The following is a 13,963-nucleotide window of genomic DNA, read 5'->3' on the forward strand; positions in this document are numbered from 1 at the left end:
GGGGCCTTGAGAGGCCCTTTTTTGTGAGCAAAATTTGAACGGTGCGCTGCTTTGGGGAGTGAACCATCACGAGACATTCAGCGGAGTGTTTAAAAAAACACCCGATCGGATGCGCTGCAAAGTTCCAGCTCCTGCAATTCGACAGACGAACGGCGGATAAGCCGACTATTTGGCGCCAATAAAAAGACGACCTGCAAGTTCCTCCATTTTTTCTCAAAAATTTAACAACATTTTTGAGTGCTGGCACTTTGCATTTTTGCACTAATGGCATAGTTACATGCCCTGCCTTCAAGCCCTTTATTAATAAGGGTGAAACGGAAAGTGCTATCAGAGTGCAACCATTAGTCAAATCCAAGATATTTCAAAAAATCTCAAAAAGAGGACGAGCGGCCAGGAACTTATGGCGAATGCCCACGCTCCTACATCCCGTAACAATTCTCGTCCACCTTGTGAGACATCTCTTACAACGCGGTGAGACGAATCTGGAAGTTGCTTATCAACGTAGTTGGACTTCATCGTCCATGTGGTACGTACAAGGAGAGAACGCACCAAACTAGTTGAAGTAAATCGAGCAAGCACCAATCGGGTGCCTGCAGCCACTGACGAGCAAGACATTACTGAATCATGGCTAAAAGCCTTGAGCCAGAGGCGCGGCAGCGACTCGCAATCATCTGTTGGAGTGTTATGCCATATCCCAGATCGGGAACCCTTATACGCATATATCGGTTACCCGACGCATATAAATAGTGAAACCAGGGCCCACCTACGGAATGAGGGCGCCCACACTTAAATTCTGCCTGTGCTTGTGTCACGACATTAACTTGCCGTGCGGACGAGTGCGCGAAAGTTGTAAGACAGTTCTTATATCCAGCCAACTAATGGCGTGAAAAATCGAGGAGATTACGATGCATATCAGCATCTTTGGTTTGGGCTATGTCGGTGCAGTATGTGCTGGTTGCCTCTCGGCGCGTGGTCATGATGTTGTCGGTGTGGATATCTCCAGCGCCAAGATCGACCTGATCAACAAGGGCAAGTCCCCGATCGTGGAACCGGGTCTGGGCGAACTTCTCGAGACCGGTATCAAGACCGGCAAACTGCGCGGCACGACGGACTTTTCCGAAGCCATCCGCGCAACCGATCTGTCGATGATCTGCGTCGGCACGCCAAGCAAGAAAAACGGCGATCTGGAACTGGACTTCATCGAGTCCGTCTGCCGCGAGATCGGTTTCGTGCTGCGTGACAAGACCTCTCGCCACACCATCGTCGTGCGCAGCACCGTTCTGCCGGGTACCGTCGCCAACGTGGTCATCCCGATTCTGGAAGACTGCTCGGGCAAGAAAGCCGGTGTCGACTTCGGCGTTGCAGTGAACCCTGAGTTCCTGCGCGAAAGCACCGCGATCGCAGACTACGATCATCCTCCGATGACCGTGATCGGCGAATTCGACAAGGCGTCCGGTGACGTTCTGCAATCGCTGTACGAAGAGCTCGACGCACCGATCATCCGCAAGGACATCGCCGTTGCCGAAATGATCAAGTACACCTGCAACGTCTGGCACGCGACCAAGGTCACCTTCGCCAACGAAATCGGCAACATCGCCAAGGCGGTCGGCGTCGACGGTCGTGAAGTGATGGAAGTGGTCTGCCAGGACAAGGCCCTGAACCTGTCGCAGTACTACATGCGCCCAGGCTTCGCTTTCGGTGGCTCGTGCCTGCCGAAGGACGTTCGTGCCCTGACCTACCGCGCAAGCACCCTGGACGTCGAAGCACCTCTGCTCAACTCCCTGATGCGCAGCAACGTGTCGCAAGTGCAGAACGCGTTCGACATCGTCGCCGCCACCGACACTCGCAAAGTCGCCCTGCTGGGTCTGAGCTTCAAGGCCGGCACCGACGACCTTCGCGAAAGCCCGCTGGTCGAGCTGGCAGAGATGCTGATCGGTAAAGGTTTCGACCTGAGCATCTTCGACAGCAACGTCGAATACGCCCGTGTCCACGGTGCGAACAAAGACTACATCGAGTCGAAGATCCCGCACGTTTCGTCCCTGCTCAACTCGGACTTCGACGCTGTGATCGACAACTCCGACGTGATCATCCTGGGTAACCGCGACGAGCGCTTCCGCGCTCTGGCCAACAACGCCCCGGCTGGCAAGAAGGTTATCGACCTCGTTGGCTTCATGACCGGCACCACCACCGAAAACGGTCAGACCGAAGGTATCTGCTGGTAAGCAGCGGTTAGCTGCAAGCCACAAGCTGCAAGTTCCAACCTTCATGCCCCAGGCTTCGAGCGCTTCCGCGCTGGCAGCCTGCGGCTTGAAGCTTGTGGCTTGAAGTCGCAACTGACTTAGGGACCCAGATTATGCTCAGGCTAAAACACGGCTTGCTCCAGGCCGCAGGTTGGCTGTTTTATTTAAGTTTGCTGGCCGCCATTGCCATGGCGTTGCCTGTGACGCTTTTCGACTCGCAGTCGAAAGACTTTATTTTCCTGGTCGGTATCGTCGGCATCTGGCGTTATTCGATGGGCGCAACGCACTTCGTGCGCGGCATGATTTTTCTCTACATCGTCTATCCGCACCTGCGCCGCAAAGTGCGCAAGCTCGGCAAGGCGGCCGATCCATCCCACGTGTTTCTGATGGTCACCAGCTTTCGTATCGACGCGCTGACCACCGCACAGGTGTACAGCTCGGTGATTCGCGAAGCGATCGCCTGCGGCTTCCCGACCACCGTCGTCTGCTCGCTGGTCGAGATGTCGGATGAGTTGCTGGTCAAGGCGCTGTGGGCCAAACACAACCCACCGGCACACGTGAAACTGGACTTCGTGCGCATCGCAGGTACCGGCAAGCGTGACGGCCTGGCCTTTGGTTTCCGCGCGATCTCCCGCCACATGCCGGATGACCGTGCAGTCGTGGCCGTGATCGACGGCGACACTGTTCTGGCTGAAGGCGTGGTGCAGAAAACCGTTCCCTGGTTCCAGCTGTTCGGCAACGTCGGCGGCCTGACCACCAACGAATTCTGCGAAGTGCGCGGCGGCTACATCATGAGCGAATGGCACAAGCTGCGATTCGCCCAGCGCCACATCAACATGTGCTCCATGGCCCTGTCCAAGCGCGTATTGACCATGACCGGTCGTATGTCGGTGTTCCGTGCCACGGTTGTCACCGACCCGGACTTCATCGCCGACGTCGAAAGCGACTCGCTGCAGCACTGGCGCCTGGGCCGCTTCAAGTTTTTGACCGGCGACGACAAGTCCAGCTGGTTCAGCCTGATGCGCCTGGGTTACGACACTTTCTACGTGCCGGACGCCGCCATCAACACGGTAGAGCACCCGCCGGAGAAGAGCTTTCTCAAGGCCAGTCGCAAGCTGATGTATCGCTGGTACGGCAACAACCTGCGTCAGAACTCTCGTGCGCTCGGCTTGGGCGTTCGTCGCCTCGGCGTGTTCACCAGCATCGTGCTGTTCGACCAGCGTGTGTCGATGTGGACCTCGATTCTGGGCCTGACGGTCGCAGTGCTGGCCGCTTTCAAGTTCGGCATGGGTGTTCTGTTGGCCTACCTGCTCTGGATCGGCATCACGCGCCTGATCCTGACACTGCTGCTGTCTTGCTCGGGGCACGCCATCGGCCCGGCCTATCCCTTGATTCTCTATTACAACCAGATCGTCGGCGCGCTGATGAAGATCTACGTCTTCTTCCGCCTCGACCGCCAGTCCTGGACACGCCAGGACACCAAACTGAGCCGCGACATGGCCAGCTTCCAGGGTTGGTTCAACACCTGGTCGTCTCGAACCATGACTTTCTCGGCTGGCAGCATCTTCGTTGCCGTGCTGCTGACAATGGTCTGACGGGTCTCTGACCGCATCAATGGATCAACTCGATTAATCAGGAATTACCGCCATGAATACAGCCGTGAATGTGAACGTCGTCCATGAATCCGAAGCCCAGCGCCAGCATGCCCGGGTCAAGATCCCAGCCAAACTGCGCCTGCTCAATGGCCAGCCGAACGCCCCGTTGGTGCGTGTCGAAGATCTTTCCGCCGGCGGCCTGAGCTTCATCGCGCCTAGCGGTCTGAAACTGACGGCAGGCCAGGTCATCAAGGGTCGTATGCAGTTTCTGATCGACAACCTGGGCCTGGCCATGGACGTCGAATTGCAGGTTCGCGCCGTGGATTCGGCCACCGGCCGCGTCGGCTGCCAGTTCCAGCACCTGGAAGCCCAGGACATCGCGACCCTGCGTCACCTGATCACCTCGCACCTGTCCGGCGACATCGTCAGCATGGGTGAAGTGCTCGCCACCCTGCAGCGCGACAACTTCACCAAGGCGCGCAAGGTCAAGGACAGCGGCAGCGGCATGAGCGCGTTCGGTCGCCTGCGTGCCGTTACCTTCAGTGCCGGTATCTTCATCGTCGGCCTGGCGGCGTTCGGTTTCGTCGCAAAATCCGTCTACGGCATGTACTTCGTCAGCCACTCGACGTCGGGCCTGGTCAGCGTACCGAGCATGGACGTGACCATGCCCCGCGAAGGCACCGTGACCAGCCTCGTCGGCGCCGACGGTGTTGTCGCCAAAGGTGCACCGCTGGCCACCTTCAACACCAGCATGCTGGAAATGCTCAAAGGCAACCTGGACCCGGACGAAATGCAACCGGCCAAGGTTGAAGAGCTGTTCGGTCGTCAGTTGGCCGGCACCATGACCAGCCCGTGCGATTGCGTGGTCGGCAAGCAACTGGTTGCAGACGGTCAGTACGCCGCCAAGGGTCAGGTGATCTTTCAGTTGGTGCCGCGCAACGTCGCCGCCAACGTCGACGCCCGCTTCACTTATCGCCAGTTCGCCGACGTCCAGCCGGGCGCCCGCGTGAACTTCCAGATCGCCGGCGAAGACGGCACCCACAGTGGCAAGGTGGTCAGCTCCACTGCCCTGAGCCCTGCCGATCTTTCTTCCGACCTTCGCGTACAGATCAAGCCTGACGAATCGATCAACAGCAGCCTGGCCGGTCGTCCGGTTGAAGTGGTCAGCGACCGGGGCCCTTCGCTGAACTGGCTGATCGACAAAGCCACGGCCGCAGGTCTCTAAACATGGCTAGCCCACTACGAAGCTTGTCAGCCCCTACGTTGTTGAGCCTGGCGATTGCCATTGGCCTGGGCGGCTGCGCCGGCCTGCCCGATCAGCGCCTGGCCAATGAAGCCCTGAAACGCGGCGATACCGCGCTGGCGGAACAAAACTATCGGCAACTGGCGGACCTGGGTTATAGCGATGCACAGGTAGGTCTTGCGGACATCCAGGTCGGCACTCGCGACCCGGAACTGATCAAGCAGGCCGAAGCGACTTATCGCGCGGCAGCCGAAACCTCGCCTCGGGCGCAATCGCGTCTGGGCAAGTTGCTGGCCGTCAAGCCCAACTCCACCGAAGCCGAGCAGCGCGAAGCCGAAGGCCTGTTGAAAAAAGCCTTTGCCAATGGCGAAGCCGGCACTCTGATTCCGCTGGCGATGCTCTATCTGCAATACCCGCACACGTTCCCCAACGTGAACGCGCAGCAGAAGATCAACGAATGGCGTGCCTCGGGTTATCCGGAAGCGGGTCTGGCACAGGTGCTGCTGTATCGCACTCAAGGCACCTACGACCAGCACCTGGGCGAGGTCGAAAGCATCTGCAAACAGGCGCTGCGCACCAACGACGTTTGCTATATGGAACTGGCGACGGTCTACCAGAAGCGTGGCGAAGCCGACAAACAGGCCGCCCTGCTGGAACAGATGCAAAGCGGTTATGCCATGGGCAGCGTCCCGGCCATGCGCGTCGACACTGTTGCACGGGTGCTGGCCGACTCGACCCTTGGCAAGCCGGACGAGAAGACCGCCCAGCAGTTGCTGGAGAAGGTCGCTCCCGGCTATCCAGCGTCCTGGGTCAGCCTGGCGCAGCTGCTTTACGACTATCCCGAATTGGGTGACGTCAACAAGATGATGGAGTACCTGGACAACGGTCGTGCCGCAGACCAACCGCGCGCCGAACTGCTGCTGGGCAAGCTCTATTACGAAGGCAAGCTGGTATTGCCCGACGCGAAGAAAGCCGAAGAGCACCTGCTTAAGGCAGCTCCAACGCAGATCTCCGCGCACTACTACCTGGGCCAGCTGTATCGCCGTGGTTACCTCGGCCATCCCGATGCCCAGAAAGCCGTCAACGAACTGCTGACCTCCGCTCGCGGTGGCCAGAACAGCGCTGACTTCGCCCTCGCGCAGTTGTTTTCGCAAGGCAAGGGCATCAAACCCGATCCAGTGAACGCCTGGGTGTTCGGCCAGCTCGCGCAGGCTCAGAACACGCCGCAGGCGACGGATCTTGCCCAGCAACTCAACGATCAATTGCCGCCTGAGAAGCGCGCGCAAGCGCAGAGCCTTCTCCAACGCGAACAGCAGGTCCGTGGCACCACCGCGCAGAACGCGCTGGCCATGCAGGCACTGCAAGAAGAAAAAGACGGCGAGGACGCACCTCTATGAAGCTTAAGTTGAATCCCCTGATGGCGGCCGGGCTCGGTCTGGGTTTTACCCTGATCTGGGCTACGCCGACATTGGCTGCCTTGACCGAAGACAAGAACTTCGGCATCGAAGTGAAAGCCACCGGCCAGATGGAAGACGACCGTGACCTGGGCACCCGTGGCGGTGGCGACGTCAACGGGATCGGTCTTGATCTGCGCCCATGGATGTATGGCCAATGGGGCAACTGGAGCGGTTATGCGATGGGTCAGGTGGTCACCGCCACCGACACCATTCAGACCGACCCGCTGGACGAACAGACCACCGACTCCAACGGCCAGACCAGCCAGCGCGCGCGCAAGACATCCAGCAGCCGCGAAGTGGACGACAGCTATGCGGCCCTGCGTGAATTCTGGATCGGCTACAGCGGTTTCACGCCCTATCCTGGCGAGATCCTGAAGTTCGGTCGCCAGCGTCTGCGCAACGACGACGGCCAGTGGCACGACACCAACATCGAAGCGCTGAACTGGACCTTCGACACCACGCTGCTCAAGGCCGAAGTCGGCGCCGCCCAGCGCTTCAGCGAATACCGCACCGACCTGACCGAACTGTCGGCGCAGGACAAGGATCGCCAGCACCTGTTCGGCGATGTCGAATACCAGTGGACGCCAGGCCAATGGGCTGGGGTTCGCGCTCACTACAGCCACGACGACGGCAGCCTGAAACACCAGGGCGAAGCGATCGACGACCTGGACAAGACGTCTCGCGGCGACCTGACCTGGCTCGGCATTCAGGCCAACAGCGACGCTTACAACTATCGCAACCTGAACACCGTCAACTACTGGGGCAGCCTGACCTGGCTGACCGGTAACCGCGATCAAATCGGCACCAACTTCGACGCGACCACCGACCAGTATCTGGCCGGCCAGAAAGACAGCAGCAATGTGAACGGTTGGGCGACCGACCTGGGTCTGCGTTTCCGTCTCGATCCGCAATGGCAGGTCGGCGGCGCCTACTCCCGGGCCAGCAAGAACTACGAGCAGAACGGCCTGGAAAGCAACCGTTCGAACTGGACCGGTACCCGCTCGCGCGTTCACCGTTTCGGTGAGGCGTTCCAGGGCGAAATGGCCAACGTGGAATCCGGCTCGCTGTTCGCCTCCTGGCAGATGCAAGAGGACTACGACGCCTCGCTGATCTACCACAAGTTCCGTCGCGTGGACGGCCATTCCGGTATCGGCGGCGCAGGCATTAATCCGGCTCGCGAGAACGTCGACTCCGATGGAGCCAGCACCTTCGACGCGCTGCCACTGGAAGACGGCCGCAAGGATCTGGGTCAGGAAATGGATCTGGTGGTCACCAAGTACTTCAAGCAAGGCCTGCTGCCCGCTTCGGTGAGCCAGTCGTTCGATGAGCCGTCGGCGCTGATTCGTCTGCGCGCAGGCGTGTTCAAGCCAGGCGATGCGTATCACAGCGGTGTGGACGATTACATGCACCGCGCCATCGTCGACGTCATCTGGCGCTTCTGATGCAAGCCGCGATAGGAGTGCAATGAGATGAACAGTCAAGCAAGCAGTATGCGTCACCGGGCATGGCCTCATGCCTTGCTGGAAAGCGCAGTGCTCAGCAGCGCCCTATTGCTGGCGAGCACTGCTGCCATTGCCAGCACTGCTCCGGCGCCCCACGCTGCCGCGGCACAACCGGCGGCGCAACCGGCACCGAGCGACGACGTGGTCAAGGGTCTGCATCAGGCGCAGACCTACACCATCACCAGCCCGCCCACCGGCCCGTTGATGATGGACAAGCCCAAGCTGCCGGACCTGTCGGGTTACACCCAACAGGCCATGCAGAAGAAGATCGTGCGCAGCAAAGCGGGCAAGGTTTCCGTGCGCCGGATGATGCAGGAAGACTCGCTGAAGGAATTCATCGGCGGCGATAACAAGATGTCCGAATGGGTGGCGCGTCAGCACGGCATCCCGCAGGCGATCTTCATCGACGACGGCTACATGACGTTGCAGGATCTGGCGAAAAAGGTGCCTAAACAGTACCTGAGCGAGACCTCGCCGGGCGTCTTCCTGGCGCGTCTGCCGATCGTGGTTGGCAAGAAAGGCATCTTCGAAATCGACAAGAAAACCAGCGAACTGCGTCTGTCGCAGGAGGCCGGTGCGTTTCTGGTCAACGACAACCAGTTGTTCGTCGCAGACACCAAGGTGACCGGCTGGAGCGAGAAGGCCAACGGTCCGTCGACCTTCAAGTCGCCGAAGGAATTTCGCCCGTTCCTGCTGTCCTGGGGCGGCACCCAGACCTACATGTTCAACACCAAGGTGGCGAGCCTGGGTTACAACAACAGCAAGTCGTACGGCCTGAGTATTTCCCAGTACACGCCGAACATGAAGGCGCAGATGAACCGTCCGGACCCGACCGGCTGGATCGTCAATTCCGAGTTCTCGGACATGTGGTACGGCTACTACTGCTATGAGACTCGTGACTTCGTGGTCAAGGGCAACACCTACCGCGACAACATCGTTTACGGCATCGACCCCCACGACCGTTCCCACGGCCTGATCATTGCCGAGAACACGGTCTACGGGACCAAGAAGAAGCACGGGATCATCATTTCCCGTGAGGTGAACGACAGCTTCATCATCAACAACAAGAGCTACGAGAATCACCTCTCCGGCATCGTTCTTGACCGCAACAGCGTGAACAATCTGGTGGCCTACAACCAGATCTACCGCAACCACACCGACGGCATCACGCTGTATGAAAGTGCCGACAACCTGCTGTGGGGCAACCGCGTGTTCGCCAACAAACGCCACGGCATCCGGGTCCGAAACAGCACCAACATCAAGCTGTACGAGAACCTGGCCATCGGCAACGGCCTGATGGGCGTCTACGGCCACATCAAGGACCTCTCCGACACCGACCGCGACATCAAGCTCGACCCGTTCGACGCCGAAGTGTCGTTGATCATGGTCGGCGGCGAGCTGACCTCCAACGGTTCCGGCCCGCTGTCCATTGACTCGCCGCTCAGTGTCGAGCTGTACAAGGTGTCGATGCTGGCACCGACCAAGAGCAGCGGGATCAGCTTCAACGGCGTACTGGGCGACCGCCAGGACGAAATCCTTGATCTGCTGGTCCGCCAACAGAAAGCCGTGTTGATCGACCCGGTCGAAAGCCAGAAACAACTCCGGGACTGAGGAAGCTATTTCTATGCACGCACACTTGATCAAATTGCTCAGCCTCTCGGGCCTGACCGCTGCACTCTTCGCTGCAAGCAATGCCGCGTACGCCGACGATGCAACCGCACCGACGTTCACCGCCGAGCCTTGCTGCAGCCTGTGCCCGGAAGCCCACGACGCGAAGAACTACGTCACCCGCTATCAGCAGAACTTCACCACGCTGGTGCAGGCCCAGGGCGACTGGCTGTTCCGTACCAAGGAAGACCTGCGCACCGAATTCGACACCACGCCTGAAGGCTACCGTCGCATGCAAGAGTTGCACGATGCCTTCAAGAGCAAAGGCGTTGAACTGGTGGTGGTCTATCAGCCAACTCGCGGCCTGGTCGATCGCAACAAACTGTTCCCGGCCGAGCGCGACAAGTTCGACTACAACACCGCCCTGCGCAACTACCAGGCCATGCTCGGTCGGTTCGCGAAAATGGGCTACACCGTGCCGGATCTGTCGCCGCTGACCAACGAACAGCAGGCCCACGACTTCTACTTCCGCGGTGACCAGCACTGGACCCCTTATGGCGCTCAGCGTACGGCGAAAATCGTCGCGGACTCCGTGAAGAAAATGCCGGAGTACGCAGGCATTCCGAAGCGCGAATTCGAGACCCACCTGTCAGGTCGCATGGGCAAGAAGGGCACTCTGCACAACATGGCCGGTCAATTGTGCGGCACCAGCTACGCCATCCAGTACATGGATCAGTTCGAGACCGAACCTAAAGGCGAAGCGGCCGACGGCGACCTGTTCGGTGACTCCGGCAATCCGGAAATCACCCTGGTCGGTACCAGTCACAGCGGCAAGAACTACAACTTCGCCGGCTTTCTGCAGGAATACATTGGTGCTGACGTGCTGAACGTCGCCTTCCCTGGCGGCGGCCTCGAAGGTTCGATGCTCCAATACCTGGGCAGCGACGACTTCCAGAAACACCCACCGAAAATTCTCATCTGGGAATTCTCGCCTCTGTACCGCCTGGACCAGGAGACCATCTATCGCCAGATGATGTCGCTGCTGGACAACGGCTGTGAAGGCAAACCGGCGCTGATGACCACCAGCACCACGCTCAAGCCAGGTACCAACGAACTGTTGGTCAACGGCAAAAACGGCATCAAGGATGTGCGCAACGGCAGTAATCAGATCGACATCAAGTTCGCCGACACCTCGGTGAAAACCCTTCAGGCGCGCCTCTGGTACATGAACGGCCGCCACGAAGACCTGAAGATCGAGAAACCTGAAACAGCTGAAACCGACGGGCGCTTCTCCTTCGAACTGCGCGATGACAAAGACTGGGCTGACCAGCAATTGCTCGCACTGGAAGTGCAGGGTCCGGAAGCGGGCGCTGCGCCACAGCAGGTCGAAGCGAAAGTATGCAAACGCAACGTGTTCCCGAATGTCGCGCATCAAACCGCGCAAGCCGGGTTATGAGGCTCTTATGCACACTCCAAAACTGATGCTCCCAACCCTTCTCTCGCTGGCCGTGCTGTCGTCGACAGTCTTCGCCACCAGCGCCAGCGCTGCGTCGACACTCGTGCCGCCGCAGGGCTACTACGAGGGTGTCGAAAAATTCAAAAGTGGCGAAAGCAAGTTCAGCTGCGATTCAACACCGCAGCCTTACACCGGCGCGCTGCAGTTTCGCAGCAAGTACGAAGGCTCTGACAAGGCCCGCGCCACGCTGAACAAGGATTCGGAACAAGCCTTCCGTGATGCCACCAAGGACATCACGACCATGGAACGCAACACCAGCAAAGTGGTGATGCAGTACATGCGCGATGGGCGCCCGGAACAACTCGACTGCGCGCTGAACATGCTCACAACGTGGGCCAAGGCCGATGCGCTGGAGTCCAAGGACTTCAACCACACCGGCAAGTCGATGCGCAAATGGGCATTGGGCAGCATGTCCTCGTCCTACTTGCGCCTGAAGTTCTCCGAATCGCACCCACTGGCGACTCGTCAGCAGGATGCGCAGGTGATCGAGGCCTGGTTCAGCAAGCTGGCGGATCAGGTGGTCAGCGACTGGAACAACCTGCCGTTGGACAAGACCAACAACCACTCGTACTGGGCTGCCTGGTCGGTGATGTCGACCGCCGTGGCGACCAACCGCAAGGACTTGTTCGACTGGTCGGTGAAGGAATTCAAGGTCGCCGCCAATCAAGTCGACCCGCAAGGCTTCTTGCCTAACGAACTCAAGCGCAAGCAGCGCGCGCTGGCGTACCACAACTACGCCCTGCCGCCGCTGGCCATGATCGCCAGCTTCGCCCAGGCCAACGGTGTCGATCTGCGTCCTGAAAACAACGGCGCGCTGAAGCGTCTGGGTGATCGGGTGCTGGCAGGCGTCAAGGATTCGGGTGACGAATTCGAAGCCAAAGACGGCCAGAAGCAGGACATGACGGACCTGAAAACCGACATGAAATTTGCCTGGCTCGAACCGTACTGCTCGCTCTATGACTGCGCGCCGGACACCCTGGACAAGAAGCACAAGATGCAGCCGTTCAAGAACTTCCGCCTCGGCGGCGACATGACCCGCACTTATGACCCGAGTCATGAGAAGGGCGAGAAAGGTGGTTCTTGATTTGAAGACTTGATCGTACCCACGCAGAGCGTGGGCACGATCAGAGCGCAAGCAGTGAGATTCATGCTTTACCCCTCCAGTTTTTCATGGGGGGTTTGGGGGGGCTTCGGCCCTTGATGTTGGACAAATGGAGAGATAAGGATGGTTTTCTCATCCAACGTGTTCCTGTTCCTGTTCTTGCCGGTGTTTCTCGGCTTGTACTACCTGAGCGGGCAACGCTATCGCAACCTGCTGCTGCTGATCGCCAGCTACGTGTTTTACGCGTGGTGGCGAGTGGACTTCCTGGCACTGTTCGCAGGTGTGACGCTGTGGAACTACTGGATCGGCCTGCGCGTGGGTGCAGCCGGGGTCAGAACCAAGCCTGCTCAGCGCTGGTTACTGCTGGGTGTGGCGGTCGACCTGTGCATTCTGGGCTACTTCAAATACGCCAACTTCGGCGTGGACAGCATCAACGCGATGATGACCTCGGTCGGTCTTCAGCCGTTCATCCTGACCCACGTGCTGTTGCCGATCGGGATCTCCTTCTACATCTTCGAGTCCATCAGCTACATCATCGATGTCTACCGTGGTGATACCCCGGCGACCCGCAACCTGATCGATTTCGCGGCGTTCGTGGCGATCTTCCCGCACCTGATTGCCGGTCCCGTGCTGCGTTTCCGCGATCTGGTCGACCAGTTCAACAACCGCACCCACACGCTGGACAAGTTCTCCGAAGGCTGTACGCGGTTCATGCAGGGCTTCATCAAGAAGGTCTTTATCGCCGACACACTGGCTGTTGTTGCCGACCACTGTTTCGCCCTGCAGAACCCGACCACGGGCGATGCCTGGCTTGGCGCGCTGGCTTACACCGCGCAGCTGTACTTCGACTTCTCCGGTTACAGCGACATGGCCATCGGCCTGGGTCTGATGATGGGTTTCCGCTTCATGGAAAACTTCAAACAGCCTTACGTCAGTCAGTCGATCACCGAGTTCTGGCGTCGCTGGCACATCAGCCTGTCCACCTGGCTGCGCGACTACCTGTACATCACGCTGGGCGGCAACCGTGGCGGCAAGGTCGCGACCTACCGCAACCTGTTCCTGACCATGCTGCTGGGCGGTCTGTGGCACGGCGCCAACATCACCTACATCGTCTGGGGTGCCTGGCACGGTGTCTGGCTGGCGATCGAAAAAGCCCTGGGCATCAACACCACGCCACGCACATTCAACGTCGTGCGCTGGGCGTTTACCTTCCTGCTGGTGGTGATGGGCTGGGTGATCTTCCGCGCAGAAAACCTGCACGTCGCCGCTCGTATGTACGGCGCGATGTTCAGCTTCAGCGAATGGCAGCTGTCGGACCTGAACCGCGCAAGCCTCACCGGCCTGCAGGTCGCGACCCTGATCGTTGCTTACATCACTCTGGCGTTCTTCGGCCTGCGCGACTTTTACCAGAACCGCACGCCTGCCAAACCGACCAGCAATGAAAAACCTGTGCAAGCGGATGGCCCTGCCACCGCGCAGCCAGGCCTGATCAAGGCAGTGCCGGGCGACAAGCCGGGCAGCATTCATCAACCGGGTTACATCGTCGGTACCGAAGCGCAGGTTCAGCCTGCCTACTGGACCGCCGACTGGTCGCGCTACGTCATGCGTGCCCTGATCCTGCTGATGTTCGTGGCTTCGATTCTCAAACTCTCGGCGGCCAGTTTCTCGCCGTTCCTTTACTTCCAGTTCTGAGGAGCCTG

9 protein-coding genes are annotated in these 13,963 nt (G+C 59.3%); all 9 read left to right on the forward strand.

The window, feature by feature from the left end:
* Positions 1-905 precede the first annotated feature (905 nt).
* The 9 genes from BWR59_RS09720 (at position 906) to BWR59_RS09765 (ending at position 13,955) form a co-directional block, all read left to right on the forward strand.
* Complete coding sequence (locus tag BWR59_RS09720; protein ID WP_081565428.1) at positions 906-2,222, forward strand: nucleotide sugar dehydrogenase; 1,317 nt, start codon at positions 906-908, stop codon at positions 2,220-2,222.
* A gap of 128 nt (positions 2,223-2,350) precedes the next feature.
* Positions 2,351-3,835 carry a mannuronan synthase gene (alg8, locus tag BWR59_RS09725; RefSeq protein ID WP_178111223.1) on the forward strand — a complete coding sequence of 495 codons (1,485 nt, stop codon included), beginning with the start codon at positions 2,351-2,353 and terminating at the stop codon, positions 3,833-3,835.
* A 52-nt stretch (positions 3,836-3,887) separates the two neighbouring features.
* Entirely contained in the window at positions 3,888-5,060 is a 1,173-nt protein-coding gene (locus BWR59_RS09735) for a PilZ domain-containing protein (protein ID WP_081565430.1), read from the forward strand.
* A 2-nt stretch (positions 5,061-5,062) separates the two neighbouring features.
* Positions 5,063-6,475, forward strand: a complete 1,413-nt coding sequence (gene algK / locus BWR59_RS09740; protein WP_081565431.1) for an alginate biosynthesis TPR repeat lipoprotein AlgK — start codon at positions 5,063-5,065, stop codon at positions 6,473-6,475.
* The gene (locus BWR59_RS09745) at positions 6,472-7,977 is read left to right on the forward strand and encodes an alginate export family protein (RefSeq protein WP_081565432.1); all 1,506 of its coding nucleotides are present in this window, start codon (positions 6,472-6,474) and stop codon (positions 7,975-7,977) included. The genes algK and BWR59_RS09745 overlap by 4 nt, the downstream gene beginning before the upstream one ends.
* Positions 7,978-8,004: 27 nt before the next feature.
* A complete protein-coding gene (algG, locus tag BWR59_RS09750) occupies positions 8,005-9,648 on the forward strand; it encodes a mannuronan 5-epimerase AlgG (RefSeq protein WP_081565433.1) in 1,644 nt (547 codons plus the stop codon).
* A gap of 13 nt (positions 9,649-9,661) precedes the next feature.
* Complete coding sequence (locus tag BWR59_RS09755; RefSeq protein WP_081565434.1) at positions 9,662-11,101, forward strand: alginate O-acetyltransferase; 1,440 nt, start codon at positions 9,662-9,664, stop codon at positions 11,099-11,101.
* Between the two features lie 7 nt (positions 11,102-11,108).
* Positions 11,109-12,245 (forward strand): mannuronate-specific alginate lyase, encoded by a 1,137-nt coding sequence (locus tag BWR59_RS09760; protein ID WP_081565587.1) that lies wholly within the window; start codon positions 11,109-11,111, stop codon positions 12,243-12,245.
* Positions 12,246-12,386: 141 nt separating this feature from the next.
* Positions 12,387-13,955: an MBOAT family protein gene (locus BWR59_RS09765; RefSeq protein WP_081565435.1), complete on the forward strand. Its 1,569-nt coding sequence runs from the start codon at positions 12,387-12,389 to the stop codon at positions 13,953-13,955.
* Positions 13,956-13,963: the final 8 nt, after the last annotated feature.

It is taken from the genome of Pseudomonas sp. Bc-h, from assembly GCF_002080045.1.
In the GTDB taxonomy this organism is placed as follows: Bacteria; Pseudomonadota; Gammaproteobacteria; order Pseudomonadales; family Pseudomonadaceae; genus Aquipseudomonas.